Here is a 25,656-nt window from a genome sequence, read left to right as displayed (position 1 = left end):
GGGGCCGGGGAAACCCGGTCCGAAGCATCAGAAAACCGCCTTGCGTTTCGACGATGACTCGATGCCCATGGCCGTGCGGTATTTGGCCACAGTACGCCGGGCGATGTTGATTTGCAGTTCGTCTTTGAGCATATCGGCGATGGCCTCGTCGCTGATGGGCTTCTTGGCGTTTTCGCCGGAAATGATGCGCTTGATCATGGCCTTGACCGACTCCGAACCGACCGTGGTGCCGTCATCGAGTTCCAGCGAACTGTTAAAGAAGAACTTGAGCTCGAAAATGCCGTGGGGCGTGGCCACGTACTTGTTGGAGGTAATACGGCTGACGGTCGATTCGTGCATGCTGATGTCGTCGGCCACGTCCTTGAGGATCAGCGGGCGCAGTCTGGTCACGCCGTCCTCGAAAAACCCGCGCTGAAATTTGACGATGCTCTCAAGCACCTTATACAGCGTTCGCTGGCGCTGATACAGGCTTTTCATCAGCCACATGGCCGAGCGCATCTTGTCTTGCAGGTAGTCCTTATCCTTGTCTTTATTCGGGTTTGTGCCGTCGAGGTAGGTCGTGTTGAGGCCCAGGCGCGGCATCCCTTCCTCGTTGAGCACAATAACGAAATCATCCCCGTATTTATACACAAAGGCGTCGGGACTGACGTAGATCGGGTCACCGGAACCGTAGCTGGCCCCGGGCATGGGATCAAGGGTCTGGATCAACTCCAGGTATTCCTTGAGTTTTTCCATGGTCAGATGAAATTTTTTGCAAAGCGGCTTATAGCGCTTTTTTTCCAGATCCTCCAGGTGCTCGCGCACCAGTCCGATGAGGATGGGATCAACGTAGCCGCAGATCTCGATCTGGATCAGCAGGCATTCGCTGGGCGTGCGGGCGGCCACGCCCACGGGATCAAGGCGCTGCAACCGGTGGAGCACCGCTTCCACCATGGCCGGCTCGGCATCGGCCATCCCGGCCAGCTCCTCAACCGTGGCCTGCAGGTAGCCCGAGGAATCCAGGCTGCCGATGATGGTTTCCCCGATTTCCACTTCCTTGGGGGTGAAATTGGACAGATGCATCTGCCAGCCCAGGTGCCCGTCCAGGGACGGCTTGGAGGCCAGGCGGGCGTCATAGGCCATGCCCTCTTCGGGAATTTCGGAATCACGGGACTGGGATTGGCGGCCGGTGCTGGCAAAATCACCGAGGTAGTCGTCCCACTCGGCGTTTTTGAGCAGCTCCTTTTCCATGGCCGCGTCAGTGGAGTTGCCGGTGGGCCCGAGGTTGTCTTCGGCCATGACGCGCTCGGTTGGCCGATCGTCCTCGACGGTCTCCTCCAGCATCGGATTTTCCAACAGCTCCTGCTGCACGCTCTCAAGCAGCTCCAACCGGGAGAGTTGGAGAAGCTTGATGGCTTGTTGCAGCTGGGGGGTCATCACCAGCTGTTGGGAAAGCTTGAGCTGCTGCCGCAGTTCCAGGGCCATGCTTACCGCCGTGCGCGTGGGTCGTTTGCGTCCAAGGGTTCTAACCGGTTCGAGCGGCGGCCCATGGCCACCCCGCCCAACAAAAACCATGCCACAATTGCGACCTCGTGGCAATCGGCACAAGCGGCCCTAGTCCAGGAACCACTCGTAGGCGGCACCCAGCCGACCCTTGGCCGCCAGGATAAACCGCACCGCCTCGCGCACCGCCCCCTGGCCCCCGCCCCGGCGCGACACCCACAGGGCCAGTTCAAGAATCTCGGGCTGGGCATCGGCCACGGCCATGGGCAGCCCGACCAGCCCCATGGGGCCGGCGTCCACCCAGTCATCACCCAGATAGGCGGTCTGCTCGGGGGGCACTCCCTGGCGTTCCAGGATGCCCTGCAGCACGCCCACTTTGCGGTGATGGCCCGGGTGGTACTCGGTGATGCCCAGTTCGGCCATGCGGGCGGCCACGGCCGGACTGTCCAGGCCGCTTATGGCCGCAATGGCCAACCCGGCCGCCTGGGCGGCCATGATGCCCAGGCTGTCGTGGACATGGAACCGCTTGGTCACCTCGCCCCGGGCGTCGACATAAATGCCGCCATCGGTCATGACGCCGTCGACATCAAGGACCAGCAATGAAACTTCCCTGGCCCGGCTGGCGGCCAGATTCGCATCCTCAGCCATACAAGACCTCCAGCGGCCGGAAAACACACGCGCCCCGATCCGGGAGCCGCTTCGACAAGACAGCCACGGACATCCAGGCCCGGCCGACGTCTCCCGCCCGACAGGGCGACCTTAGCATAAAAATACCGCGATGACCAGCGGATAGAGGTGTTTTTCCCGCTCCTGCGGCAGCGTGTCAGGGATCAGGCCCAGGGCCGTGTTCGCCGGGGTGTCTTTCCCGCCCCGGCATGGTGTCCGCACCCTCGCGGGCCAACCGACCAGACGCGACCCCGTCAAAACGAAGCCGCCCGGGGAAAGGTCTCTTCCCCCGGACGGCTTCGGACCAGCCTTGCGAAAGCCGGCTAGGCTTTTTTGCAGCGTTTGGCCGCAGTGACAAATTCCCGAAACAGCGGATGGGGGCGCATGGGACTGCTTTTGAATTCCGGGTGGAACTGGCAGCCCAAAAACCACGGATGTCCCGGCAACTCGACCATTTCCACCAGTTCTCCGTCCGGCGACAGTCCGCTTAAGACCAGTCCGCCCTCTTCGAAGGCAGCGGCGTAGGCCTTGTTGAATTCGTAGCGGTGGCGGTGGCGTTCGGAGATTTCGCTGAGACCGTAGGCAGCCGCAGCCCGGGTGTCCGGAGCGACCACGCAGGGATAGGCCCCCAGACGCATGGTGCCGCCCTTGTCGCTGGAGGGATCGCGGTGCTCGATGGTTTGGGTGCGGAAGTCATACCATTCGCGCATGAGGTAGATGACCGGGTGCGGCGTGGTCAGGTCGAACTCCTCGGAGTTGGCCCCGGCCAGCCCGAGCACGTTCCTGGCGTATTCGATGACCGCGCACTGCATCCCAAGGCAGATGCCGAAGAACGGAACGCCCTTGGTGCGGGCGTATTCAATGGCCGCGATCTTGCCCTCGACGCCGCGCGAGCCGAAGCCGCCCGGAACCAGGATGCCGTCGATGCCGCCCAGGGTGGCGGCCACGTTTTCCCGGGTCAGCTCTTCGGAATTGACATAGACAAAGCGGACCGACACCCCGGCGTGGATGCCGCCGTGGACCAGGGATTCGTGCAGGCTCTTGTACGCTTCCTTGAGGTCGACATACTTGCCGACAATGGCGATGGACACCGATCCGGAAGGATGGTCCAGCCGGTCCATGAGGTCGTGCCAGGGCTCAAGTTCGGCATTTTTGGCCGGCAGGCGCAGTAAAATGGCGATTTTCTGGTCCACGCCCTCGCCATAGAGGCGAAGCGGCAATTCATAGATGTTTTTCACATCCACAGCCGTGAACACGGCATCGGCGTCCACGTCGCAAAAAAGCGCGATCTTCTGCTTGATGTCCTTGGCCAGATCCACTTCGCTGCGGCAGATGATGATGTCGGGCTGGATGCCGATGGAGCGCAGTTCCTTGACGCTGTGCTGGGTGGGCTTGGTTTTGACCTCGCCGGCCATGCGCAGATAGGGAACCAACGTCAGGTGAATGTAGAGGGCGTTTTCCTTGCCAAGCTCCATGCGCAACTGGCGGATGGCCTCCAGAAACGGCTGGCCCTCGATGTCGCCGACCGTGCCGCCGATCTCGATGATGGCCACGTCTTCGTCCCGGGCCACGCCCAGGATGGAGCGTTTGATCTCGTCGGTGATATGCGGGATCACCTGGACCGTGCCGCCCAGGTAGTCGCCCCGGCGCTCTTTCTGGATGACGCTGAAATAGATGCGCCCGGAGGTGAAATTGTTGTTCTGGCTCATGGGAACGCCGAGGTAGCGTTCGTAGTGGCCGAGGTCGAGGTCGGTTTCGGCCCCGTCGTCGGTCACGTACACCTCGCCGTGCTGAAACGGATTCATGGTGCCGGGATCGACGTTGATGTAGGGATCGAGTTTCTGGATGGTGACCTTGAGTCCCCGGGCCTGGAGCAGCGCGCCGATGGAGGCGGCGGCGAGTCCTTTGCCCAGAGAGGACAGCACCCCTCCCGTCACGAAAATAAACTTGGTCTTCATTGCTGATGCCGTCCTTGTTGTACTGGGGGCCGCGCCGGCGACCCCGGCGGTTTGCGGCCGGAAACCGCACCCTTGGCACAGCTCCGGTTGACGCGGCCGGGGCGGCCCCGTATGTTCCGCTGCGCAAGGTACGCTTTCGGTCGCAATTTTTCAAGGAACCCTTTGGGAGGATTTCCCCATATGCCCCAGGTGCGCACCCTCGTGATCACCGGCTTTGGCACCAACTGCGAGGTGGAATCGGCCCATGCCGCCCGCATGGCCGGCTCCGACGTCACGGATATTGTGTTTTTTTCCGACATTGTGGCCGGGCGGACAAGAATTGACGCCTACAATTTTCTTGTCTTTCCCGGCGGCTTTCTCGACGGCGACGATCTTGGCGCGGCCCAGGCCGCAGCCGTTCGCTGGAAACATGCCCAAACCGCGGCCGGCGAGCCGCTTTTAACCCAGCTGCGGACCTTTTTTGATGCCGGCGGGCTGGTGCTTGGCATCTGCAACGGCTTTCAGCTGCTGGTCAAGCTCGGCCTCCTGCCGGCCCTTGGCGGCAGCTATTTCTCCCGGCAGGTGAGCCTGGCCAACAACGACTCGGCCCGCTTCGAAGACCGCTGGGTGACCCTTACCGCCAACCCGGAAAGCCCCTGTGTCTTCACCAAGGGTATCGGCCGCCTGGACCTTCCGGTGCGCCACGGCGAGGGCAAGCTCGTGCCCATGGAGCCAAGCGTCCTTGACGAACTGCTCGCCAGCGGGGCCGTTGCCCTGCAATATGCCGACCCTGCCACCGGCCAGGTCACCATGGACTATCCGGCCAACCCCAACGGGTCGCCCCACGCCATCGCCGGCCTGACCGACCCGACCGGCCGCATTCTCGGGCTCATGCCGCATCCCGAGGCATTTAACCATCCGACCAACCACCCCGGCTACACCCGGGGCGAACGTCCCACCTTGGGCACGGTGCTTTTTGAAAACGCCGTGGCCTATCTGCGCGCCCGGGCCTGACGGCCCATCCGACGTCCCGGCAAGGCAGGGCTGACGCTGCTGCCTTGCCTTGCCGACCGCAACCGTTTATCTCCCGCCCCGGCCCGCGTGTCGCCCGGCAGGCCAGACAGGCAAGACTGGGCCCAGCAGCCCGGAGGCACCCTGCCGGGTACAACACAGGCGCTATCGCCTGTGTTGCGCTTTGGCGACGCGGTCCGGTAGAACATCGCAAAAGCGTGCCCATCCCATTTTGCCTCCCAAGGATGTCCCATGGCTTTGAAGCCGGCCAAGCGTTTTGACGCCCGCTCTGACGACCTCCCTGCCCCGCCGCCGGGCTGGGCGAGCTATGAAGCGATCATGGAACTCGCCCTGGAAGACGCGCGGCAGGCGGCGGCGATCGGCGAAGCGCCGGTCGGCGCGATCATCCTGTCGGTCCACGGCGAGGTGCTGGCCCGGGCCGGCAACGCCCCCATCTCCAGCATCGACCCCACGGCCCACGCCGAGATGCTGGCCATCCGGCAGGCGGCGGCCAAAATGAAAAACTACCGGCTCCTCGACACGACCATGGTGGTGACCCTGGAACCCTGCATCATGTGCCTGGGGGCCATTGTCCACGCCCGGGTGGGCCGGCTCGTCTACGGTGCGCCGGACCCGCGCACCGGCGCGGTGGATTCCCAGCTGCCCGGCCCGGACCTGCCCTTTCTCAACCATCGCTTCGACGTGGTGACCGGGGTCATGGCCGAGGAATGCGGGACGCTCTTGCGGGAGTTTTTCCGCAGCCGCCGCGGCGGCCGGACCAGGAGCTGATCCGCCTGCCCGGTCACAAGCGCAAAAAAGCTTGCCAAGCCGTCGATTGCTGGATAGCTTCCCAAATTCCTTCTGGTTCTCAGAGCGGAGAGGTACCGAAGTGGTCGTAACGGGCCCGACTCGAAATCGGGTTGCGGGTTAATAGCCTGCACGTGGGTTCGAATCCCACCCTCTCCGCCAATAAGAACTTTCATCAAGCCCCACATGGCCCCAAAAGCCTTGTGGGGCTTGTCTTTTTGGGGTTTCCGCGTGTTGCAGCGGCCCACGCCCCATGGACCAGGAGGCTGGCGGCACTGACCTGCAATACCGCGGCCGTGAGTTTCATCCGTCTTGTGGAACCAGGGCCGGTCCAAAGCGGCTTGCTGCCAAAAACAAAGGGGGGGCGTCTGGCGACGCCCCCCCTTTGAAGTCATTGCCGGCGCAGCAGAGACGCAAGCAAAAATCCGTCCGGGCAGCTTCCTGGCAGCCGGGCCATATTGGCGCGACTAATACCGGTACTTCAGGCCGAATGCCACCTTCCAGGAATCGCCGTCCCGGGAGGCGTTGACCAGGCGGCGGCCCCAGACACTCTTCTGGAAGTCGCCGTGGGCCCAGCCCGTCTCAAGCAGCAGGGCCAGATTGTCGTAAACCATATACTTGTTGTCGAAATTGACCGACATCACCTGCTCATCCACCGTCAGATCATGGCCCATCTGATAGTAGGGATTACTGCCCAGGGCGACGTTGAGGGATCGGATGGCCTTGGAGGCGTTGTTGCCATGGACATACATGAAAGTCAGACGGTGGGTCAGCTTCCCAACGAACGAGATCTTGTCCAAAGAAGCGCCAAGGCCCCAGTTTCCAACGGCGCTCATGCCCATGTTGCTGTTCATGTAGAGGTCCTGGGTGGTGTCGAAAAGAAAACTGTTGCCCGGACCCCAGCTCGATTCAAGAATCGGCAGGCGCTCACTGCCATTTTGGATGGAGCCGTCCTCGCCGGTTGACCACCAGCCAAAGGCCTGAGGGGTAAGCAGATCCAAACCGGTATATTCGGCCCCGAGGTCGGCAAACCAGCCGGCGCGCTTGCTTTTCTTGCGGTCGCCTGCGGCTCCGATCCCGTAGGCCACGTCGCCATAGATTTTGACCGGATCGAGGGCCGTGATTTCGAAGGTGTCGCCGGCCCAGAAGTAGGTGTTCTGATTATTCTTCCACTTGGCGGGGGTCAGCAGCGTCCCGGCCGAGAGCATGTTCTCGGCAAAGGTTGTGTTGGCGTAGGAGTAGTTGGTGTAATACGCCGCGTCGCGGCCGGCCACGGTCAATGCGGCCCAGGGCGTGGTCTTGAAGCCGGGAGCGACAATGGGCAAGGTCAGGAAGTACAGGTCCAGCTCGTCGGCGACCTGCGTCGTGGTGGTGTCGTACGTCCGGTTGGTGTCTATAAGCCGGGCAAAGCCGGAATACACGGACAGCGTGTCGCCAAGCAGCGGGGCTCGCACGACCAGGCCGGCGGCGCGGTCACCGCCATAGACCACCGAGTCGCAGAAGAATTCGTTGGCCGGCAGGGACACTTCCTGCAAACCGGCGGTGATTTCGACATCAGAACCGGGCCACTTGTACTGCAGGTAGGCCTGATACACCTTGATAGACGGGGTCGGATTGGCCGCGGTCAAGGTCCCATGCCCCCAGGTGTCGTTCACGACTTTAAGCCCCAGACGGAACTTGACAGCCTCATCCGCCACGAAATCCGCGCGTAGGCGGAACCGTTCCCAAAGCTGGAAGCGGTCCTCGGTCTGGGTGCCGGCCCCGGTCCAGGTCGGGATGTTGTTGTTCCAGGAGGCTCCACTCCAGCCGGTGAAGTTTTGATGGGCAAAATAATTGCCGTAGACCAGAGCGTCACCGGTCATGCGCACTTCAGTGGCTGCAGCGGCCAGGCCCGTCATGGCCAGACTGCACAGGGCAATCAGACCGAACAAGACACGTCGCCCCATGGATCCTTCCTTCAGAGTGGAGAGTTCTTGAAATCGCTTGTTGTGCGTTTAGACGCTGACGCAGGATCGTTCACAGACGCAGACAAAAAAGACCTGTTGTCCGGCCTGGCGACAACTGCGTGCGTACTAATCCACAACAATGTGTCTGGGACGCAGGCTTGGCTGCCAAACTCCGGCGAGTCCATCTTGAGTTCGGCTTGCATCACTTGCAGATACGGCCAAGCCATGCTTCAGCCAATGCCGCATGTTTGATACATGCCCAGGCATCTGATGTAAAGTGGCGTATGCGGCAACTCTGGTGGGGACTATGAAAACAAGCGACAAGGCGTTCGCCGGCGCTGTGGATGCCTGACTGCGGAATGTCTTTGCTGCTGGATTCGTGAAAGGGCGCGCGCCGCAAAAGAACCATGGGCCCTTCCCTCTGCCATGGACACGGGCCGTCCTATCGGGCAGTCGGAACCGGGCAGCGATGGCTCAAATTGGTCTCGTCGCTGTCGTGGTGCCCGCTCACCCCATCTCTTTGAAGCCGAGCAGGACGCGATACGGACCGGGCACTCCGGGCGGCGCCAGGGCCACCCTGTCCCCGCCGGTCACGACCGCCAGGGGCGGGGTATAGGCCTTGCCGTTGACAAAAACGACTTCGACCATGTTTTCTGTCAGGTCGAGCAATGCCAGGAGTTCCGTTCCGGACAGTTCGCCCGGGACCACGACCTCTTTGGGGTTGCTCCAATTCCTTTCCCGAAACGTGTCGGAGAGTCCCATAAACGCGCGCAATTCAATCGTTGAGGACACGTGCGAGACCTCCTCCCTGCACACCGTGACGGCGGACAGGGTCTGTTCTTCCCCGTAAGGGATGATCCGGCCCATATGTTATGTATGGATGCAGGTGAACGACGCTTGGCCGTCCACCTGCATTGTCAATCATCCGGGAGCATTTCGCAACAGCCGGCCGGCAACCGAACCCGGCGCTTCGACTGGGCCGAAACGCCGGGTTGGCGATGGAAACCGGCTCGAACGCTACGGCCACAAGAGCCGCAAGCCTCCCGGAGAGCTGGCTAGAAGTTGAACACCTCGTCAATTTCCGCATCCGTGAAGTCCCAGGTCACATCGTGCGGCGCGCACTTTTCCTCGAAGAATTCCGGCAACCGGTCGGCAGCGTTGGTAAAGCCCGCCCGCTGGTTGAATCCCCGTTCGGCCTTGAGGATGGTCTTGCCAAGGGCCACGACGTCGTCGCCGGTCAGGGCGAGGTTGTAGCGGGCGTTGATCATTTCAACCAGGGCGTTGAAACCATCGGCGATGTCCAGAATGGCGAAAGCGATAAAGAGGCACATGCCGGTGCTGTCCACTGCGGCGGTGGCGATTTGCAGGTTGCGGGACAGTTCAACCTGCCCGGCCTTGCCCAGCGGATCAACAAAGCCGCCGACCTTGAGGATGTTGGTGGCGACCGCATACCCGGCGGTATGGTCTGCGCCCATCGGGGTCGTGGCGTAGGTCAGGCCGACACCCTTGACCGCACGGGGGTCATAAGCCGGGATCGCCTGGTTCTTGACCACAGGCACCCGGGTCAGGCCGTACATCTGGCCCAGGGCTCCGGCGCCGCTGCCAACGATCCGGCCAAGCGGGGTTCCTTTGCGGATCTCCAAGATGAGGTCCAGCATCGCCTTCGCGTCGCCCCAGGGGATGATGCCGGCTTCCATGGCCACGCCCACGGTGACGGAAACCTCGATGGAATCCACGCCGACATCGTCAAATTCCCGGTCGGCGTAGGCAATGGCGTCCAGATCATCAATGCAGGCATTGGCTCCGAGCGCCCAAATGGTCTCGTACTCAAAGCCGCTGGTGAGGTATTTGCCTTCCTTGTCGTTGTAATGCTGGGAGCAGCGGATGATGCAGCCGGCATGGCAGCCGTGGGTCGTCTTGCCGCCCCGGGCCTCGATGGTGGCGGCCATGGTCTCGCCGCCGACGTTGTTGGCCCATTCATTGCGGCCGCTGCGGAAGTTCTTCGTCGGCAGGCCGCCGGCTTCGTTGAGGATGTTGACCAGGATGTTGGTGCCGTACTTGGGCAGGCCCTGGCCGGTGACCGGATGCGTGGTCAGCGCGGTGGTGAAACGCTTGGAAGCGTTCTTGAAAGCCTCGGGATTGGCGATGGGCACTGCGGTCGCGCCGGTGTCGTCGATGACGACCGCCTTGATCTTCTTCGATCCCATGACGGCTCCCAGGCCGCCGCGCCCGGCGCTGCGGATGTTGCTCTGGGGGTCGGCAAAGGAGATGTTCGCTGCGGTCAGCCGCATTTCACCGGCCGGTCCGACGATGGCCACGCCGACTTTGGGGCCGTACTGGGCCTGCAGAACCTTGATGGCTTCGTAGTTGCCCATGCCCACGATATGAGCAGGTGCTTCGTCAATGGTCACGCCATCCATGGTCACTTTCACGACATAAAATTTGTCTTCTTCCGGAAGGCCTTCAAACACCAGGGCCTTGATGTCCATTTTGGACATCTTCTGGGCAAAGGTACCGCCGGTGTTGCTTTCCTTGATGCCGCCGGTCAGCGGGCTTTTGGCCCCGCAGGACAGTCGGCCCGAGTTGGCCGCGCTGGTGCCGGTCAGGTAGCCGGGCGCAAAAATAAGCTTGTTGTATTTGCCCAGCGGATGGCACGTTGGTTTTACTTCATCTGCAACGAAGATCGAAGTGAGTCCCCGCCCGGCCAGACCGGCATACTGCTCCGGGCACTCTTCGATTTTCACAGCCTTGGTTCCCATGTCGATTCGGATAAATTTAGACATATCATCCCCTGTTATTATTTGAACAAACTGGCCACAGCGACCTTACAATCCACCGAGAGCTGTCCCTTCATGTGAGCCTCGTCCCGCACACCCCCGCGTTCCCCTGCCTGGAGCGCTCCCCCCGGTTCAGGGCACCCACCGGGTCAAAGCCGGAGGCGTGGCAGGGGACGGCAGATGCGCCGGAAAGAAGTCTCGTGTTAGGTTAAAATAAGCAAGTATTGCTCCAGCCGAGTCATTATCTGGAAAATCAATGAGTTATTACTTTTTATTGGAAACGGATGGGGGAACAATCAGACCCGGCGTGACCGTTGGCGGGGTGAAATGGGCTGGGACTACAGGCTCCAACGTTATGTTATATTAAATATCATAGCTGCTTGGAGAGGCAGAGGCGAAAGGAAACAGGCTCCGCGCTTTTTGGGTCAAAAAGCACCAGACAGCCGTGATTCCTCCGTTTTCGTGAAAGATATTCGTGGCGTTAGGCGTGATGGGCGTACAATCGGAACCATCGAAGGGGGCAACACCCCGTCGTAGCCAACGGAGTTGCCGCAAGAAGCTTCGGCCACGGTACTGCAGCGGCGCCGGCCCGTTGCCCGCACGTTTACGCTGGCGGTCGGGTGCCCCTGGGAGTAACGGCTCTGTCCACAGTTGCGGCGCTGCTCCGAGACCGGAAATGGAACATACCCGCCCGAAACCAATTCCCGCCGACCAATCCCCGCTACTTCGACCAAACACCCGAGGGACAACGTGGCAACACCGCGCACAACCAGAGTGCAATCCGTGGACATCCTGCGCGGACTGGCCATTGCCGGCATGATTGTCGTCAACAATCCCGGCGATGCCTTGCATGTCTATCCGCAGCTGCGCCATGCCGCCTGGAACGGCTGCACCGTGGCGGATTTCGTGTTTCCCCTCTTCCTCTTTCTCGTTGGCGTCTGTGTTGCCTTGGCGGTCGACCGTGAGGCTGTTGCGGCTGGCCAGGCACCCGGCTTCTGGCCAAAGGTCCTCAGACGGACCGCCATCCTGTTCCTGCTTGGCCTGCTCGAAAATGCCTACCTGCGCCTGAGCCTGGAGACCCTGCGCATCCCCGGCGTGTTGCAGCGCATCGCCCTCGTCTATCTGGCGGTGGTCTGGCTCCATGTGCGCCTGGGGCGCCGGGGCATCACCGCCCTTCTCGCCGTCATACTGGTCGGCTACTGGCTGGTCCTGGCCTTGGTCCCGGTGCCCGGCCTCGGCCATCCGAGCCTTGGCATGGACGCCAACCTGCAGGGCTGGCTGGACCAGCTGGTGCTTGGCCGGCATATCTGGAGATTTAAAACCACCTGGGACCCCGAGGGCCTCCTCTCCACCCTCCCGGCCATTGGCCTGGGGTTGCTCGGCCTGCTGGCCGGGCTGTGGCTGCGCACAGGCGCCCGGGGCACGAGCCGGGTTCTCGCCTGGGGACTGGCCCTGTTGCTGCTGGGCCTTGGCTGGAGCGTCTGGTTCCCCATTAACAAATCCCTTTGCACCAGTTCGTTTGTGCTTGTGACCGGCGCAGCCGGAATCATGCTGCTGGCCGGCAGCCACTGGCTCTTCGATGGCGGCCGGCAAACGCCCCTTGGCAAGCCGCTTTTGCTCCTGGGGCAAAATCCCCTGGCCCTCTATGTGGCTGCCTCGTTTCTGGCCTCGACCCTGCGCCACATCAAGCTGTCAGACGCTGTTGGCGGGACAAGCAACCTGCAGGCGTTTCTCTTTCGCTGGCTCTTTTCCGGGTGGGGCGACAGACCGGCGGCCTCGCTGGCCTGGGGCGTGTTGATCCTGCTCCCCCTGCTCCTGGGGGCGTGGGCGCTGCATGCCCGGCGCATCGTCCTTCGGGCCTGAGCACCACGCTGACGATCCTGACGCCGCTCGCACCGGCTAAAAAAAAGCGCCATGCCGATCCGGGTCGGCATGGCGCTTTCAACTGTCTTGAGCCCACGCATCCGGCGCGGAAAAATGGATCAGAAATTGACGTTGATGCCGAGCTCGCCGCCGTAGGTGACCACCTGGGTATTGCCCAGCATGGCCGAACCCGTGCCGCGAAGCATGACGCGCTCGCTCAGTTTATAGGAGGCCCCGACGGTTCCCGTGGTCCAATCCGTGGCCACCGGCGCGGCATCGACCTTGTAGTTGCCGGCCGTGGCCGTGGTCAGCGCCGCCTTGACCATGCGGTTCTGGTCGACAAGCTCATGGTTCCACTTGGCCTCGGCAAAAGGCTGCCAGTTGCCCACATTGACCAGGACGCGCCAGCCGAGCTGGCTTATGGCCGAATCGCGCACCTGCTCCCCGTAGGACAGGGCCGTGATGCCATTGGGGCTGCTCTGCCCGACGGTCGTGCCGGTTTCGGTAAACCCCTTGATGCGGACCTGCTGCAGGACCAAACCCGCCACCGGACCGGTGGTGACCGGTCCCAGGCTGATGTCGCCGCCGGCCCGAAGGGCCAGGGCCAGGGACCGGCCAGTGGTGTCGGCACTGTTGCTGTCGGTCAAAAGACCGAGTTTCACCGGGCGCTCGATGGAATCCTGGTACAGGCCGTAGCTGGCCACTGCATTGCCCCAGACCGGACCGGCCGCGTAGGCGGCATAGAGGCTGAGCGCCTCGTCGGTCTGGTCAAAATGCCCGACCCCCATGGAAAACTGCTGGTTCTGGCGGCCCAGGGTAAAGGCTGCGCCGAGAATGAGGCCGATGGGCGTCTGATAGTCCGCCCCCAGCGACCCGACAAACGGCGTCCCGGAGTCATTGGGAAAGCCCGAAGCGTTGTTGATGGCAAGCGAACTGACCCCGCCGCTGGCCCAGACGTTTAAGCGGTTTGGACCGCGCTGTTTCCCGGACAGGTCGATCTGTCCCTGGATGGTGGCTGCCCGGGCCAGACCGCCCTGCACCGCTCCTTCGGCCAGAAGTGACATCTGGCTTGGCCCGGAGAGCAGGCTGGCTTCGTAATCGGCCTCGATGGTTTGGCCGGCCGTGGTGAAATGGACGCCGTTGGCCCCGATAAAAAGCGAGGTTTGCAGCTCGGCCGGAGTGACGTCGGCCCAGCTGACATAGAGTGGGCTCAGCGACGAGGACACGGCATTGGCCGAGAGCACGGAGGACGGGGTAAAGCCGAAGAGCGCAGGGTTTTGCACCACATACCGGTAGACGCTGTCGATATCGGCGGGGATGTAGCGCACGCCCACCCCGGAAAGGCTCGACCAGCGCATCATGCCATAGGACAGGGAACGCACGTACAAATCGGTGTTCTCCGAGGGAATGTAGCCGCCGGTTTCGGCGAAGACTGCGTAGTTGTACGAATTGGGCACCATGATGGTGCGGGCGCCGGCCGCCTGCAACAGGGCCACATTGGCCGCCTGGCTGTAGGCCAGTTCGGCCAGAAAGGTGGGGTTGGCGGCCATCCAGGAGGCGCTCATGGCCCGGACAAACTGCAGGTCGTTGTCGCCGGTTTTGACCACATAAAGGGCATTGGGATTGGCCACGCCGCCGACTGAGGTGAGGTAGTTCTGAATCTGCTGGTTGGTGGCCACATTGGTGAGCGCCGAAACGCCTGACAGATAGGTCCCGGTTGAGGGGACAAGGAGCGGTGCGGAGAAAGCGCCGCCATTGGCAAAGTTGGTTCCACCGCTGCCCACTGCACCGCCGTACTGGCCAAAGCGTGCCGCAAGCAACAAGGAATTCATCACTCCGGGACCGACAAAAGCGCCGCTTGCACCTTGGGATATGGCAGCAGCTATTAAAGCATCCTGCGAAGCAGTTCCCGTCGTATTGTATCGAAAATATCCACTATCAAACGTACTGTCGCCAAAACCAACAAACTGGTTGAAGCCTTCAGCCCAGGACAGCACTGCCGTTCCCATTGCAATACAAGCCGCAAGGACAGCGCTAAAAACAAGATTTTTCATTGTAATCCTTACCTTGTTGCAACAAAGCTGCACGTCAGCCTGGTTGATGGGTCCTTGAAAATAAAAAACGGTAGAGCCATGGCCGATACCAGGGTTTAACTTTCTCGTAAAGTCTTTTATCCTGGCATGTTGACGAACAAACCGAGCACCATGGAGACAGACGACACATTTAATAAAACATCATTAATACAAAACAGGAGACAGCAAAACATGCAACTACTCAACCAAACTCATACATATCCCTTGCGTTACAGACTTTAAAGGCTGCAAAACGCCAAATAAAAACGCCAAAGCGCCCCGCCGCCGCCAAATTCAGGCGACGACGGGGCGCTTTGTAAAGCACCGGACAATCGATCAGTAGGCTGCTATGGGGAAATCCTCCACCGTGCCGGGAACGCCTGTGGTCGGCGTTTGCTCGCCGCCGGTAAGTTCCTTGACCCGTTCGGAAATGTAGAGGTCGAGCATTTTAAAGGTCACCCGGCCGGTGTGGCGGTTGTCTGCCTTGCCAAGCACCCCTTCCACCAGCGCCTTGGTAAAGGCCCCGTTTTGCCATTCCGGCTTTTCCAGCGAATACTGCCGGCCGGTGGAGGCGGCAAAGACAATGGCCCCGTTGCCGGCGCTGGAAAGCTCGTTAATGACGCCGTTTAAGTCACCCATGCCGCGCCGGCCGGCCCCCATGATGGAGCCGCTGTGGCAGGTATCGACGAAAAAGAGCGTCTTGCCGGCGATGTTGCGGATGGTCTTTTGCACTTCCATAAACGGCAGCCCCGAGGCCCGCAGCTTTTCCAGATCGACCGTGGTCGGCAGGAAGTAGTAGTCGCCGTTCTTGTCGTTCACCCCGTGGCCGGCCAGGAAAATCATGGCCACGTCGTGCTGGGTGGTCTGCCGTTCGATCCAGTCCAGGCCCTCAAGTACAGCCTCCTTGGTGGCGGCCTCGTCGGTCAGCACCCGGGTCACCACCTCGCCGTAGAGCCGCCCCTTTTGCAGGGACATGGCCTGGGCAAAATCCTTGGCATCCTTGGCCGGATAGGCCAGGGACAGGGCCTTGTCGGCGTACGCGCCGGCTCCCACCGCCAGCACGTAGAGCTTGGCCGCCGGGGCTGCCGGAGCCGCCGCCTTACCGGCCCACTTGAGCCGCACCGTGGCCGGGGCCGAGGGGCCATTCTTGTTTTCCGCCACCACCGAAAGCACCACGTCGCGCTCAGGCAGCGTCACCTTGGCCGCCAGCACGCTCGGCTCAAAGCCCCGGCCGGCCAGGGCCGGCCGCTCCTCGACCACGCGCGCCCCGTCCACCAGCACCCGGACAGCAGTAATGTCTTCGCCGCCGGGACTGCGCACGGCGTATTTGACGGTCATCTCCGGCGCAGTGAACCCGGCCCCGGCCGCCGGGGTCAGGATTTCCACCACCGGCGGGCGGGCGGTCAGCACCGAGGGCGCGCGGACATCGCCGCCCCGGGCCACATTGGCCGCAGCCAGGGCCTTGTTTTCATCCAGGGTGCGCAGGGCCAGATCCAGGACGTCCGGCCGGTGGAAGGCCTCCCGGAAACGCGAGGCCGGGAAGAAGTCGGCGGCATGGTCCGGGCCGTTGTTGACGTTCCAGCCGATCATGTCTTCGCCGCCGGAAGAGGCGTCGTAGTAGCCGGTCTGGGTCCACAGCACCCAGCGTTTGCCGTCGGCGTGGGGGAAAAACGACAGGATTTCCTGGCCGTCCTCCATGCGGTACCAGCGGATGGAGCCATCGCCGATGGCCGCCGCCGCCACCCGGCCGTCGCCGCTGACATTGACGGCCCAGACCGTATCCGGGGCCGGCGTCTGCCACAGGGGCGCGCCATCCGCCCCGAAGACGCGCACGTTCCAGGAAGTGCCGAGAACAAGCCGGCGGTTGTCAGGGGACAGGGCCAGGGAATACGAGGTTTCAAAATCCTTGAGCTTGAGCGGCTGGCCATTGAGCGCCGGGGTCCGGCCTCCCTCCCAACCGGTGACGGCCAGCCCCGACGCCTGCAGGCGCGGGGCGGCCAGATCCGGAGTCGGCACATCGAGCTGGCGCAGGTCGCGGCCCGGCAAGGCAAACCGGAACACGCCCTTTCGCCCGCCCACGGCATAGGCCACGGTTTCGCCGGTGCGGTCGAGGTAGAAGGCGCGCACCGAGGAACGGAAATCCAAAATGGCCGGGGAGCGCGTCATGCCGAAGCTGCCATCCGGGCGCAGCACGCCCCAGCGCGGGGCCACGGTGCCGTAGGCCAGTCCGCCGTCAGGCAGGGGGCACAGGGTGACAACAGCGGATTTGCCGGTGTCCAGGTCGCGGTAGGCTACAAAATCCGAGGGCTTGAAGCTGCGGATGGGACAGCCCCGGTCCGTGACCCAGCGGCCCGAGGCCAACAGCGACCCGTCGGCGGCAAATGCCACGCTCGACAGGTTGCCATTGTCCACTCCGGCGAGATTGGGCGCGCCCAAAAGCCCGAGGGTTTCGCCGTCCAGGACGGCCACGGCGGCGGTATCGGTAAACCCTACGGCAAGCTGGCTGCTGTCCGGCGAAAAGGCCAACGAGAACGGCCGGCTTCCGCCCTGGGCCGCATTTTTGGCCAAAAGCGTCAGGCCGGTATCGGCCACACGGTAAAGCCGAATCTGGCCGTCGTAGCAGGTGGTGGCCAGATGGCCTTTGCCGTCAAAGGCTGCGCCGTAGCTCTCGCCCTTGTAGTCCCGGTCCTGGCCGACCAGGGCCAGATCGGACAGCCGCCAGACCCGCACCCCGTCTTCGCCCAGGGCCGCGGCCAGATACGCGCCGTCGCGCGAAACAGCCAGATGGTTGACCACGCTCGGCAGGCCGGTCAGCCGTTTCACCAGCCGGCCGGATTCGCGTTCAAAGACGTAGACGCTGTGCGCCTTGTCCCAGGCATAGCCCGACCAGCCGCCGCAAAAAACATAACGGCCGTCCGGGCTCATGGCCACGCTGTAAAGCCTGCCCTCGTAGTCATGGCCAATGGGCGGACGCAGCACACGCAACTGCTCGCCGGTCTTGATGTCCCAGACCCGGCAGGTCTTGTCGTCAGAGGCCGTGGCCAGATAACGGCCCAGGCCATCCACGGCTATGCGCTTTATAAGGGCCGTGTGCATGCCGGTTTCGATGCGCAAAATCGGTTCGCCGGGCGGCGTTCCGCCAGCGGCATAGGTGGAGGCGAACAGCAGGAAAAAGACCGTTATACAGAATACGCGTGCGCGCATGGACATACTCCTTGCCCACTTCCGGGCGGCGCGCATTCTTGCCCCACGAAACTGTCGCGTCAAGCCCCCCGCTGCCCCGGTCCGGCCGGCAAGGTCCGGCCCGCAAGACTTCCCGGGTTTCTAAACGTTTAATGAACAAGCTGTGAGGTGGGTGGGAAGCGTGAGAAAAGAGAAGGAGATGCCTCCGGCGGCCGGGGGATGATCCCCCCGGACCCCTGCAAAGGGAAAATGGGAAAAAGATGGCGTGGCGGCTTGTTACACTCCGGCCGTGACCGTGCCGTGGCGTTTATGAGTTGCATTTCACTTTCCCCGGGCCTGCCCGGCGATTCCGGAAACAGGCCTGGGGGAGCTGGAAGAAGGCTACGTCTTGGGCCGCGCCGCCCGGTCCACCAGATAGACAATGGACTGGTAGGGCACGCCGCCGTGGTAGGACAGTCCGATTTCGCAGGTGCGGCTGTTGGAATAGCCCGATGTCGTCGTGGCCGGCAGTTGGCCGGGCAGATCGGCCAGGGCCGAGGCATTGAGTTCGGGATAGAAAAAGCCCCGGTCGCCGGCAAAGCCGCAACAATGGATGCCGCGCGGCACGACGACCCGGCCGGCGCAGCGCTCGGCCAGGGCGGCAAACTTGGCGGACAGGCCCATTTTCACCGAGGAGCACGACACATGGACGGCCACGGTATCGGGCACGGGCGTAATGTCGAGATGGGGCAGGCAGTAATCATGAATGAATTCGACCGGCTCATGGAGCTTGAGCCCCGGTTCCATCTTGCAGCGCATGGTGTAGAGGCAGGGACTGGCGTCGCACAGGATGGGGATGGCCCCGTTGTCGCTGACCCGACGCAGCACCGCTTCAAGCTCCCCGGACTTTCGGGCCGCATCCTCGTGCATCCCCTTGGATTCGAGTGTGAGGCCGCAGCACAGGTCTTTCATGGCCTCAGGGAAAATCACGTCATAGCCGGCCTTGGCCAAGACCGACATGGTGGCCTCGAACAAGCCCCGCTGATCCGGGTCAAGGGCCGAGGGTCCCATGGCCCGGGTGGTGCAGCTCGGGAAATAGACCACCTTGCGGCCCTGTCCTTGGCTGGTGTTGCGCAAATCCGGCTTTGGCCCGGCCTTGGGCGCATACGGCGTCCAGAACGGGACCAGGCCGCCGGAGACCTTGCGCAACCCGTGGGTCATGGCCGTCATGGCCGGGGTGCCGATCAGGCTGTGGACGACGTTTGACAGCCAAAGCCCCCGGCCGGCGATCCAGGTGACCAATCCGTAGTGGTCGGCCACAAAGCGGCCGATCTTTTTGCCGCGCGGGCCGGCCTCCTGGCGGCGGTAGTCCTTGGTGAACACGCCCGTATCGACCGACACCGGGCAGACTGTGGCGCACAGGCCGTCGGCGGCACAGGTGGCGCTGCCGAAATAGTCGTAGGCGTCGTGAAACTCGGTGAATTCGCCCAGATCCCCGGCTTTTTTGGCCAGGGCCATGTGGCGCTGCAGGGTGATGCGCTGGCGCGGGGTGGTGGTGACGTTGCGCGAGGGGCAGACCGATTCGCAGTAGCCACACTCGATGCAGCGGTCAATGAGCGGATTAACCTCGGGCAGGGGTTTCAAATTCTTGAGGTAGACGTTGGGGTCGTCGTTTAAAATGACGCCGGGGTTGAGGATGCCGTCCGGGTCAAAGGCGCGCTTTAGGCGGTGCATGAACCCGTAGGCCGTCTTGCCCCACTCCATTTCCACAAACGGGGCCATGTTGCGGCCGGTGCCGTGCTCGCCCTTAAGCGACCCTTCGTAGCGGCCGACCACCATGGCCGCCACCTCGTCCATGAGCTTCTGGTAATTGGCAACCGCCGTGGGATCGCCAAAGTCCGGGCAAAAAACGAAGTGCAGATTGCCTTCCAGGGCATGGCCGAAAATGATGCCTTCCGGGAACCCGTGGACATGCATCAGGCGTTGGAGTTCGACCGTGCCTTCGGCCAGATTCTCGATGGGGAAAACCACGTCTTCGATAATGACCGCGCTGCCGGGCTTGCGCGCCCCGCCAACCGAGGTGAAAAGCCCGCGCCGGATGTTCCAGAGCTTTTCGTAGTCCTCCTTGGCGTCCATGAAGATGAGCGGAAAAACCGGTTCGATGCCGGCCACCCGGGAAAGCGCCCCGTCGATGGCGGCGAGCAAGCCCGGTTTACCGGCAGCCCGCACCTCGACCAGGATGGCGGCGGCGGCTTCGCCCAGTTCTTTGAGATACGCCGGCATTCCGGGCTTGTCCTCGACCGAGCGAAGCGAAGCCCGGTCCATGAGTTCGACCGCAGCCACGAGACCGTTTTTGAGCGCAATGGTCGCCCGGCAGGCGGCGTCGATATCCGGGTAGATCATGAGCGAAGAGGCCTTGAACGGATGCTCGACCACCGTGCGGTAGGTGACTTCGCTTATAAAGGCCAGCGTCCCTTCGGAGCCGATGACCAGATGGAGCAGGATGTCGAAGGGGTCCTCGAAATCGACAAAGGCATTTATGCCGTAGCCGGTGGTGTTTTTGATCTTGAATTTGCGCCGGATGCGTTCGGCCAGCTCGGCATCGGCCAGGATTTCGGCCCGCATGGCGGCCAGTTCGTCCAAAAGGGGCTGGCGCACGGCGGCAAACCGGGCCTTGGAGACCGGATCGGCCGTGTCGAGGGTCTCGCCGTCGGCGAAGACGAGGCGCATGGACTCAACGGTCTTGTAGCTGTTTTCCGCTGTGCCGCAGCACATGCCCGAAGAGTTGTTGGCGGCGATGCCGCCGATCATGCAGGCGCCAATTGAGGCCGGGTCCGGGCCGATCTTGCGGCCGTAGGGAGCGAGCTGGAAATTGGCCTCGGCCCCGATGACCCCGGGTTCCAGGCTGATGTGCCCGGCCCCGGGATGGACGCGAAACCCCTTCCAGTGCCCGGCCAGATAGATGAGCACGGAATCGGTCAGCGCCTGCCCGGACAGGCTTGTGCCGGCGGTGCGAAAGGTGACGGCCACGCCCTCGGCCGAGGCAGCGCGCAAAAGCTTTGCCACCTCGTCCTGGGTCACGGCCTTGAGCACGATCTTGGGCACCAGCCGATAAAAGCTGGCGTCGTCGCCGAGCGCCAGATTGCGAAACGGGCCGAGGATGACGCGCTCGGCCGGCAGAAATGTGCGGATGCGGTCGTAAAAGGCTTTATGGGCAGCGGGCAGGGTATCGGCGTGGTCGGTGTGGCTCATGGCAGGCTCCTGGCGCGACGCCGGGCGTCGCGGGGACGGGGATTGTCGGAGTGTTATGCCATGAGTTTGAGGGATTGGGAACGGTACAGGTACGCAAAAAGGGCGTCCGCCAGCCAACGCCCTTTCAGAATCTTTCACTTCGCCGGTCAGCCGGCCGCCTCAGTTACATCTTCCCCACCACCTCGATCAGCACACTCGTCACCTTCTCGGCGTTTTCCTTGAAAATCGTCACGATCTCATCCCAGGAAACCGGCGGCTCGTCGGTCTTCCAGCAGTCGTAGTCCGTGCTCATGGCCACGGCCGCGTACGGAACGCCGGCCTCGACAGCCAGGGCGCATTCGGTGGCCACGCTCATGTTGATCACATCCGCTCCCCAGGCCCGGAACATGTTCGACTCGGCCCGGGTGGAAAAACGCGGGCCTTCGATGGTCACCACCGTGCCCTTGTCGTGATGGCGGTAGCCGAACTTGCGGCAGGCGGCGACAAGCAGTTCGCGTAGCGGCTCGGAAAACGGGTCGGCCATGGGCGTGTGGGCCGGATTATGCGGCTCGAAGCGGTCATGGAAGGTCAGCGCCCGACGCCGCGTGAAGTCAATGAACTGGTCGAGAATGACCAGATCGCCGCGGCCGATTTCGGCCCGAAGCGACCCGACCGCCGTGGTGGACAGGATGGCGGCGCAGCCGACCGTGCGCAGGGCATGGATGTTGGCCCGGTAGTTGACATGGGTGGGCGTGGCCGTATGCGACCGGCCATGGCGGGCGAGCAAGACCACGTCCTTGCCGCCGATCTTCCCCTGGCGCAAGGTGGAATTGGGCGCGCCGTAGGGCGTGTCCACCTCGAGGTCGCTGGGGTTTTCCAGAATATTGGGATCGTCCAGGCCGCTGCCGCCGATGATGCCGATTTTCATGCTGTCCGTCTCCAACCGTTGCTGCCGCTGCCGCAGCTGCGGCCTGTACTTGCGAAAGGATTAGGCGATCTGCAGGATGCTCTCGCAACCGTAGGAACGCAGTTGTTCCTTGCCGTTTAAAAACTCCAGTTCAATGACCACGCCGACGCCGACGATTTCGGCCCCGAAATGTTCGACCAGATCGATGACGCCGGACAGCGTGCCGCCGGTGGCCAGCAGGTCGTCGATGACCAGCACTTTTTCGCCCTTGAGCAGGGCGTCCTCGTGCATGCACAGCGTGTCGGACCCGTATTCCAGATCGTAGGAGACAGACACGGTCTTATACGGCAGCTTGCCCGGTTTTCGCACCGGCACAAATCCCAGGCCCATTTTGTAGGCCAGGGCCGCGCCGAAAATAAAGCCCCGGGCCTCGGCCGCCACGATCTTGGTGGCCCCGGCGCTGGCAAAGCGCTCGGCCAGGAGATCAATGGCCCGGCGGAACCCGGCAGGATCGCCCAGAAGGGGTGTTATGTCGAAAAAGAGGATGCCTTCCTTGGGATAATCCGGGATGTCGCGAATGAGTGTGCGCAGATCCATGGCCATCTCCTTGAAAAATCGGTCTGGTAACCGAAGTCGGATAGGGATTTTAGGCCAGCCGGTCAAGCCGGGCTTGGCGGTTTCCCGGCTCTGGGCTAGAGGTCGGGCATGACAAACGCCGACGCCGCCCCCATTGCCTGTGACATGCTCGTCACCGCCGCCGTGGTGATCTGCCAAAATGACGCCCGCGACGTGCTCAGGGACGCCGCCCTGGCCATCACCGACGGCCATATTGTCGCCGTCGGGCCGCGAACGGAGCTGGCCGGCCGCTACGCTCCGGCCGAGACCCTCGCCCTGCCGGACGCCATGGTCCTGCCCGGGCTGGTCAACACCCACACCCATGCGGCCATGACGCTCTTTCGGGGCCTTTGCGACGACGCACCGCTTTCCGTGTGGCTGTCGGACCATATCTGGCCGGCCGAAGCCAGACTGACCCCCGAGGCCGTGCGTCTGGGCACGCAACTCGCCTGCGCCGAAATGCTGGCTTCGGGCACGACCTGCTTTCTTGACGCCTACCTGTTCGTTGATGCCGTTGCCGACGCCGTCCAGGCGGCCGGGATGCGGGCCATCCTTTGCCAGGGGGTTTTTGATATTGAAAACGCGGGCTTCAAGACGTCCGACGCCGCCCTGGCTTCGGCTGCGGCCCTGGCCGACCGGCTGGCTGGAGAGCCGCTCCTGCGGCCGGCCATTTTTCCCCACGCCGTCTACACCTGCCGGGAGAAAACCCTGGAGCGTTGCGCTGCCTTTGCCCGGGAACGCGGCGTCCTGCTCTCCACCCACGCCGCTGAAACGGCCCGGGAAAACGACGACTGCCAAAAGGCCAACGCTGCGCGGGTCATCCCCTACCTGCACCGGCTTGGCATGCTCGGGCCGCACACGCTGCTTGCCCACGGCGTGGCCCTGGACGCGGCCGATCTGGCGCTTCTGGCCGAAACCGGCACCACGGTGGCCCACTGCCCCAAAAGCAACATGAAGCTGGCCAGCGGCATTGCCCCGGTCCATGCCCTGCGCGATGCCGGGGTGGCCGTCGGGCTTGGCACCGACGGCGCGGCCAGCAACAATGCCTTAAACCTCTTTTCCGAGATGACGACCGCCGCCCTGCTTCAGAAAGTGGCCACCGGCGACCCGACAGCCCTGCACGCCGGTGCGGCCCTGGATATGGCCACCCGCGACGGCGCACGCGCTTTGGGCTGGCCCGAGCTTGGCCGGCTGGAGCCCGGCTGCCCGGCCGATCTGTGCGCCCTGGACCTGACCCGGCCGCACCTGCAGCCGAACATCGACCCGGTGTCCGACGCGGTCTATGCGGCAAACGGCGGCGAAGTCGTGCTGACCATGGTGGCCGGGCGCGTCCATTTCCGCGATGGAGTCTTTTTAACCATGGATTACGAGGTATTGCGCCAGGCATTTCGAAAAGCGGCGGTCAGGCTGAGTGGGCGGTGAGGCAAATTTCAGCCGCACCACCCCCTTGACAAGTCGGGCACTCTCCATAATAAAGGCTGGCTTTCCGCTGAAAACATTCCCGCGCCCCATCCCGCGCGGTCCGGAGGTTATCCCATGTCCCAGGTCATCACCGTCAATGGCGTCGAGTGCCATCCCATTGTGGAAAAATGCGAGGGCTGCGACCGCACCATGGAGCAGGATGGGGTCAAGTACTGCAAAAGCTATCCCCTGCCCGAGCGCAAATGGTCCCAGAAGGTTTGCAACTTTGCCACCCACATGAAGCTCGAAGTCGACAAGGGCGGCAAGGTCAACATCAACCCGCTCAAGGCCTCCAAGCGCGCTGCCCGCGGCCGCTAGATCGCAGGTCGTTTTTTTCGTCGCATCCATGCCGGGAGGTTTCTGCCTCCCGGCTTTTTGCGTTGCGACCAACGGTTTGCCAAGCCCCGGACGAACAGCTATATTCCGGCGATTGGCGATCTATCAACAAAACCGTCTGGAGCCTGTATGCTTGACGATCTGCTGGCCTTCCTCGACACTGAACGCGATGCCGTCATCGACCTGCAACGCGAACTGACCGCCATCCCGGCCCTTGGCCCGGACAATGGCGGCCCCGGCGAACGCGAAAAAGCCGACCGCCTGAAAGTGCTGCTCGCCGCCATGGGCCTGCCCGAGGCCCGCGAAATAAATGCCCCGGACCCCCGTGTCCCCTGCGGCCACCGGCCCAATCTGGTCGTGGTCATGCCCGGAGCCGACACCTCGCGCACCTTCTGGGTCATCTCCCACCTCGACGTCGTGCCCCCGGGCGACCGGACCCTGTGGCGCACCGACCCCTACACGCTGGCCGTCGAGGACGATCTCGTCTACGGACGCGGCGTGGAAGACAACCAGCAGGCTGTGGTCAGCTCCATCCTGGTGGCCCGGGCCATCGCCGCCAAAAAGCTCCTTCCCCCCATCAATTACGGCATGTTGTTCGTGGCTGACGAGGAAACCGGCAGCAAATACGGCCTGGATTACGTGGCCTCCCACGCCGACGGCCTTTTCACCAGGGATGATCTGTTCCTGGTGCCGGATTTCGGCCTGCCTACCAGCGAAATGGTGGAAGTGGCCGAAAAAAGCATGTTGTGGCTCAAGATCATCATCGAAGGCCGCCAGTGCCACGCCTCCACCCCGGAGGAAGGCATCAACACCCTGTCTGCCGCCGCCCTTTTTATCATCAAGATTCCCAAGCTCTACGACAAGTTCAGCGACAAAAATCCGCTGTTCCATCCGTCCAATTCCACTTTCGAGCCGACCAAGAAGGAAGCCAACGTCGAAAACGTCAACACCATCCCCGGCCGCGACGTGTTCTACGTCGATTGCCGGGTGTTGCCCCACTATGATCTCGACGACGTGCTGGCCGCCATCCGCTCGTTTGGCAATGAGGTCGAAGCCGCCTGCGGCGTGACCATCAGCTACGAAATCGTCCAAAAAGAACAGGCCGCGCCGGCCACCGACGTCGAGGCCCCCATCGTGCGCCGGGTCATGGACGGCATCCGGGCCGTCTACAACGCCTCGCCCAAGCCCATGGGCATCGGCGGCGGCACCGTCGCCGCCTACCTGCGCCGCCACGGCTACCCGGCCGTGGTCTGGGCCACCCTGGAGCATAACGCCCACCAGCCCAACGAACGCTCGAGCATCGCCAAAACCATCGGCGACGCCAAGGTCATGACCCGGGTGCTTTTTACGTAGGCACGGTGAGGGAAGAGGAAGAGGGCCTCC

17 protein-coding genes and 1 tRNA gene are annotated in these 25,656 nt (G+C 62.9%); 7 read left to right on the top strand and 11 right to left on the bottom strand.

Annotated elements, in window-relative coordinates; translation table 11 throughout:
* Positions 1-27: 27 nt before the first annotated feature.
* The 3 genes from rpoN to DVDV_RS05300 form a co-directional block, all read right to left on the bottom strand.
* A complete protein-coding gene (gene rpoN / locus DVDV_RS05310; protein ID WP_075353675.1) occupies positions 28-1,464 on the bottom strand; it encodes an RNA polymerase factor sigma-54 in 1,437 nt (478 codons plus the stop codon).
* 129 nt (positions 1,465-1,593) lie between these two features.
* The gene (locus tag DVDV_RS05305) at positions 1,594-2,130 is read right to left on the bottom strand and encodes an HAD family hydrolase (protein ID WP_075353674.1); all 537 of its coding nucleotides are present in this window, start codon (positions 2,128-2,130) and stop codon (positions 1,594-1,596) included.
* A gap of 341 nt (positions 2,131-2,471) precedes the next feature.
* Positions 2,472-4,106 carry a CTP synthase gene (locus DVDV_RS05300; RefSeq protein WP_075353673.1) on the bottom strand — a complete coding sequence of 545 codons (1,635 nt, stop codon included), beginning with the start codon at positions 4,104-4,106 and terminating at the stop codon, positions 2,472-2,474.
* A gap of 180 nt (positions 4,107-4,286) precedes the next feature.
* Between DVDV_RS05300 and DVDV_RS05295 the strand changes: the two genes are divergently transcribed.
* From DVDV_RS05295 to DVDV_RS05285, 3 genes are all read left to right on the top strand, one after another.
* Positions 4,287-5,099 (top strand): phosphoribosylformylglycinamidine synthase subunit PurQ, encoded by an 813-nt coding sequence (locus DVDV_RS05295; RefSeq protein ID WP_075353672.1) that lies wholly within the window; start codon positions 4,287-4,289, stop codon positions 5,097-5,099.
* 249 nt (positions 5,100-5,348) lie between these two features.
* Positions 5,349-5,885, top strand: coding sequence for a tRNA adenosine(34) deaminase TadA (gene tadA / locus DVDV_RS05290; RefSeq protein WP_075353671.1), 537 nt, complete (start codon positions 5,349-5,351; stop codon positions 5,883-5,885).
* Positions 5,886-5,971: 86 nt separating this feature from the next.
* Positions 5,972-6,065: transfer RNA gene (locus tag DVDV_RS05285), tRNA-Ser, on the top strand.
* 305 nt (positions 6,066-6,370) lie between these two features.
* Here the strand turns inward: DVDV_RS05285 and DVDV_RS05280 are convergent.
* From DVDV_RS05280 to DVDV_RS05270, 3 genes are all read right to left on the bottom strand, one after another.
* Complete coding sequence (locus DVDV_RS05280; protein WP_075353670.1) at positions 6,371-7,849, bottom strand: outer membrane homotrimeric porin; 1,479 nt, start codon at positions 7,847-7,849, stop codon at positions 6,371-6,373.
* A gap of 507 nt (positions 7,850-8,356) precedes the next feature.
* A complete protein-coding gene (locus tag DVDV_RS05275; RefSeq protein WP_075353705.1) occupies positions 8,357-8,641 on the bottom strand; it encodes a thiamine S protein in 285 nt (94 codons plus the stop codon).
* Between the two features lie 263 nt (positions 8,642-8,904).
* The gene (locus DVDV_RS05270) at positions 8,905-10,632 is read right to left on the bottom strand and encodes an aldehyde ferredoxin oxidoreductase family protein (protein WP_075353669.1); all 1,728 of its coding nucleotides are present in this window, start codon (positions 10,630-10,632) and stop codon (positions 8,905-8,907) included.
* A 777-nt stretch (positions 10,633-11,409) separates the two neighbouring features.
* Between DVDV_RS05270 and DVDV_RS05265 the strand changes: the two genes are divergently transcribed.
* Complete coding sequence (locus DVDV_RS05265) at positions 11,410-12,489, top strand: acyltransferase family protein (RefSeq protein WP_254845260.1); 1,080 nt, start codon at positions 11,410-11,412, stop codon at positions 12,487-12,489.
* Positions 12,490-12,608: 119 nt separating this feature from the next.
* Here the strand turns inward: DVDV_RS05265 and DVDV_RS05260 are convergent, their stop codons facing one another.
* The 5 genes from DVDV_RS05260 to DVDV_RS05240 form a co-directional block, all read right to left on the bottom strand.
* Positions 12,609-14,543, bottom strand: a complete 1,935-nt coding sequence (locus tag DVDV_RS05260; protein ID WP_075353667.1) for an autotransporter outer membrane beta-barrel domain-containing protein — start codon at positions 14,541-14,543, stop codon at positions 12,609-12,611.
* 354 nt (positions 14,544-14,897) lie between these two features.
* Positions 14,898-17,765, bottom strand: coding sequence for a caspase family protein (locus DVDV_RS05255; protein ID WP_075353666.1), 2,868 nt, complete (start codon positions 17,763-17,765; stop codon positions 14,898-14,900).
* Positions 17,766-18,125: 360 nt separating this feature from the next.
* Entirely contained in the window at positions 18,126-20,975 is a 2,850-nt protein-coding gene (locus DVDV_RS05250) for an FAD-binding and (Fe-S)-binding domain-containing protein (protein WP_075353665.1), read from the bottom strand.
* 163 nt (positions 20,976-21,138) lie between these two features.
* Positions 21,139-21,882, bottom strand: a complete 744-nt coding sequence (gene mtnP / locus DVDV_RS05245; RefSeq protein ID WP_075353664.1) for an S-methyl-5'-thioadenosine phosphorylase — start codon at positions 21,880-21,882, stop codon at positions 21,139-21,141.
* A 60-nt stretch (positions 21,883-21,942) separates the two neighbouring features.
* On the bottom strand, positions 21,943-22,458 hold the full coding sequence (locus DVDV_RS05240) for an adenine phosphoribosyltransferase (RefSeq protein WP_075353663.1): 516 nt from the start codon (positions 22,456-22,458) through the stop codon (positions 21,943-21,945).
* Positions 22,459-22,566: 108 nt separating this feature from the next.
* Between DVDV_RS05240 and DVDV_RS05235 the strand changes: the two genes are divergently transcribed.
* The 3 genes from DVDV_RS05235 (at position 22,567) to DVDV_RS05225 (ending at position 25,626) form a co-directional block, all read left to right on the top strand.
* On the top strand, positions 22,567-23,898 hold the full coding sequence (locus DVDV_RS05235) for an amidohydrolase (protein ID WP_075353662.1): 1,332 nt from the start codon (positions 22,567-22,569) through the stop codon (positions 23,896-23,898).
* A gap of 114 nt (positions 23,899-24,012) precedes the next feature.
* Positions 24,013-24,255: a PxxKW family cysteine-rich protein gene (locus DVDV_RS05230; protein WP_075353661.1), complete on the top strand. Its 243-nt coding sequence runs from the start codon at positions 24,013-24,015 to the stop codon at positions 24,253-24,255.
* Between the two features lie 147 nt (positions 24,256-24,402).
* Positions 24,403-25,626, top strand: a complete 1,224-nt coding sequence (locus DVDV_RS05225) for a M20 family metallo-hydrolase (RefSeq protein WP_075353660.1) — start codon at positions 24,403-24,405, stop codon at positions 25,624-25,626.
* The last annotated feature ends 30 nt before the right edge of the window (positions 25,627-25,656 follow it).

This window comes from Desulfovibrio sp. DV, from assembly GCF_001936595.1.
Lineage (GTDB): Bacteria > Desulfobacterota > Desulfovibrionia > Desulfovibrionales > Desulfovibrionaceae > Solidesulfovibrio.
Note: the sequence above shows the minus strand (reverse complement) of the source record. Positions and strands in the feature narration are given on the sequence as shown.

Excerpts from the sequence above, each read along its gene's own strand:
- DVDV_RS05295 (WP_075353672.1), top strand. The coding sequence starts at position 4,287 with ATGCCCCAGGTGCGCACCCTCGTGATCACCGGCTTTGGCACCAACTGC.
- rpoN (WP_075353675.1), bottom strand. The coding sequence starts at position 1,464 with ATGGCCCTGGAACTGCGGCAGCAGCTCAAGCTTTCCCAACAGCTGGTG.
- DVDV_RS05305 (WP_075353674.1), bottom strand. The coding sequence starts at position 2,130 with ATGGCTGAGGATGCGAATCTGGCCGCCAGCCGGGCCAGGGAAGTTTCA.
- DVDV_RS05270 (WP_075353669.1), bottom strand. The coding sequence starts at position 10,632 with ATGTCTAAATTTATCCGAATCGACATGGGAACCAAGGCTGTGAAAATC.
- DVDV_RS05230 (WP_075353661.1), top strand. The coding sequence starts at position 24,013 with ATGTCCCAGGTCATCACCGTCAATGGCGTCGAGTGCCATCCCATTGTG.
- DVDV_RS05280 (WP_075353670.1), bottom strand. The coding sequence starts at position 7,849 with ATGGGGCGACGTGTCTTGTTCGGTCTGATTGCCCTGTGCAGTCTGGCC.
- DVDV_RS05225 (WP_075353660.1), top strand. The coding sequence starts at position 24,403 with ATGCTTGACGATCTGCTGGCCTTCCTCGACACTGAACGCGATGCCGTC.
- tadA (WP_075353671.1), top strand. The coding sequence starts at position 5,349 with ATGGCTTTGAAGCCGGCCAAGCGTTTTGACGCCCGCTCTGACGACCTC.
- DVDV_RS05260 (WP_075353667.1), bottom strand. The coding sequence starts at position 14,543 with ATGAAAAATCTTGTTTTTAGCGCTGTCCTTGCGGCTTGTATTGCAATG.
- DVDV_RS05255 (WP_075353666.1), bottom strand. The coding sequence starts at position 17,765 with ATGCGCGCACGCGTATTCTGTATAACGGTCTTTTTCCTGCTGTTCGCC.
- DVDV_RS05250 (WP_075353665.1), bottom strand. The coding sequence starts at position 20,975 with ATGAGCCACACCGACCACGCCGATACCCTGCCCGCTGCCCATAAAGCC.
- DVDV_RS05300 (WP_075353673.1), bottom strand. The coding sequence starts at position 4,106 with ATGAAGACCAAGTTTATTTTCGTGACGGGAGGGGTGCTGTCCTCTCTG.
- DVDV_RS05235 (WP_075353662.1), top strand. The coding sequence starts at position 22,567 with ATGACAAACGCCGACGCCGCCCCCATTGCCTGTGACATGCTCGTCACC.
- DVDV_RS05240 (WP_075353663.1), bottom strand. The coding sequence starts at position 22,458 with ATGGATCTGCGCACACTCATTCGCGACATCCCGGATTATCCCAAGGAA.
- mtnP (WP_075353664.1), bottom strand. The coding sequence starts at position 21,882 with ATGAAAATCGGCATCATCGGCGGCAGCGGCCTGGACGATCCCAATATT.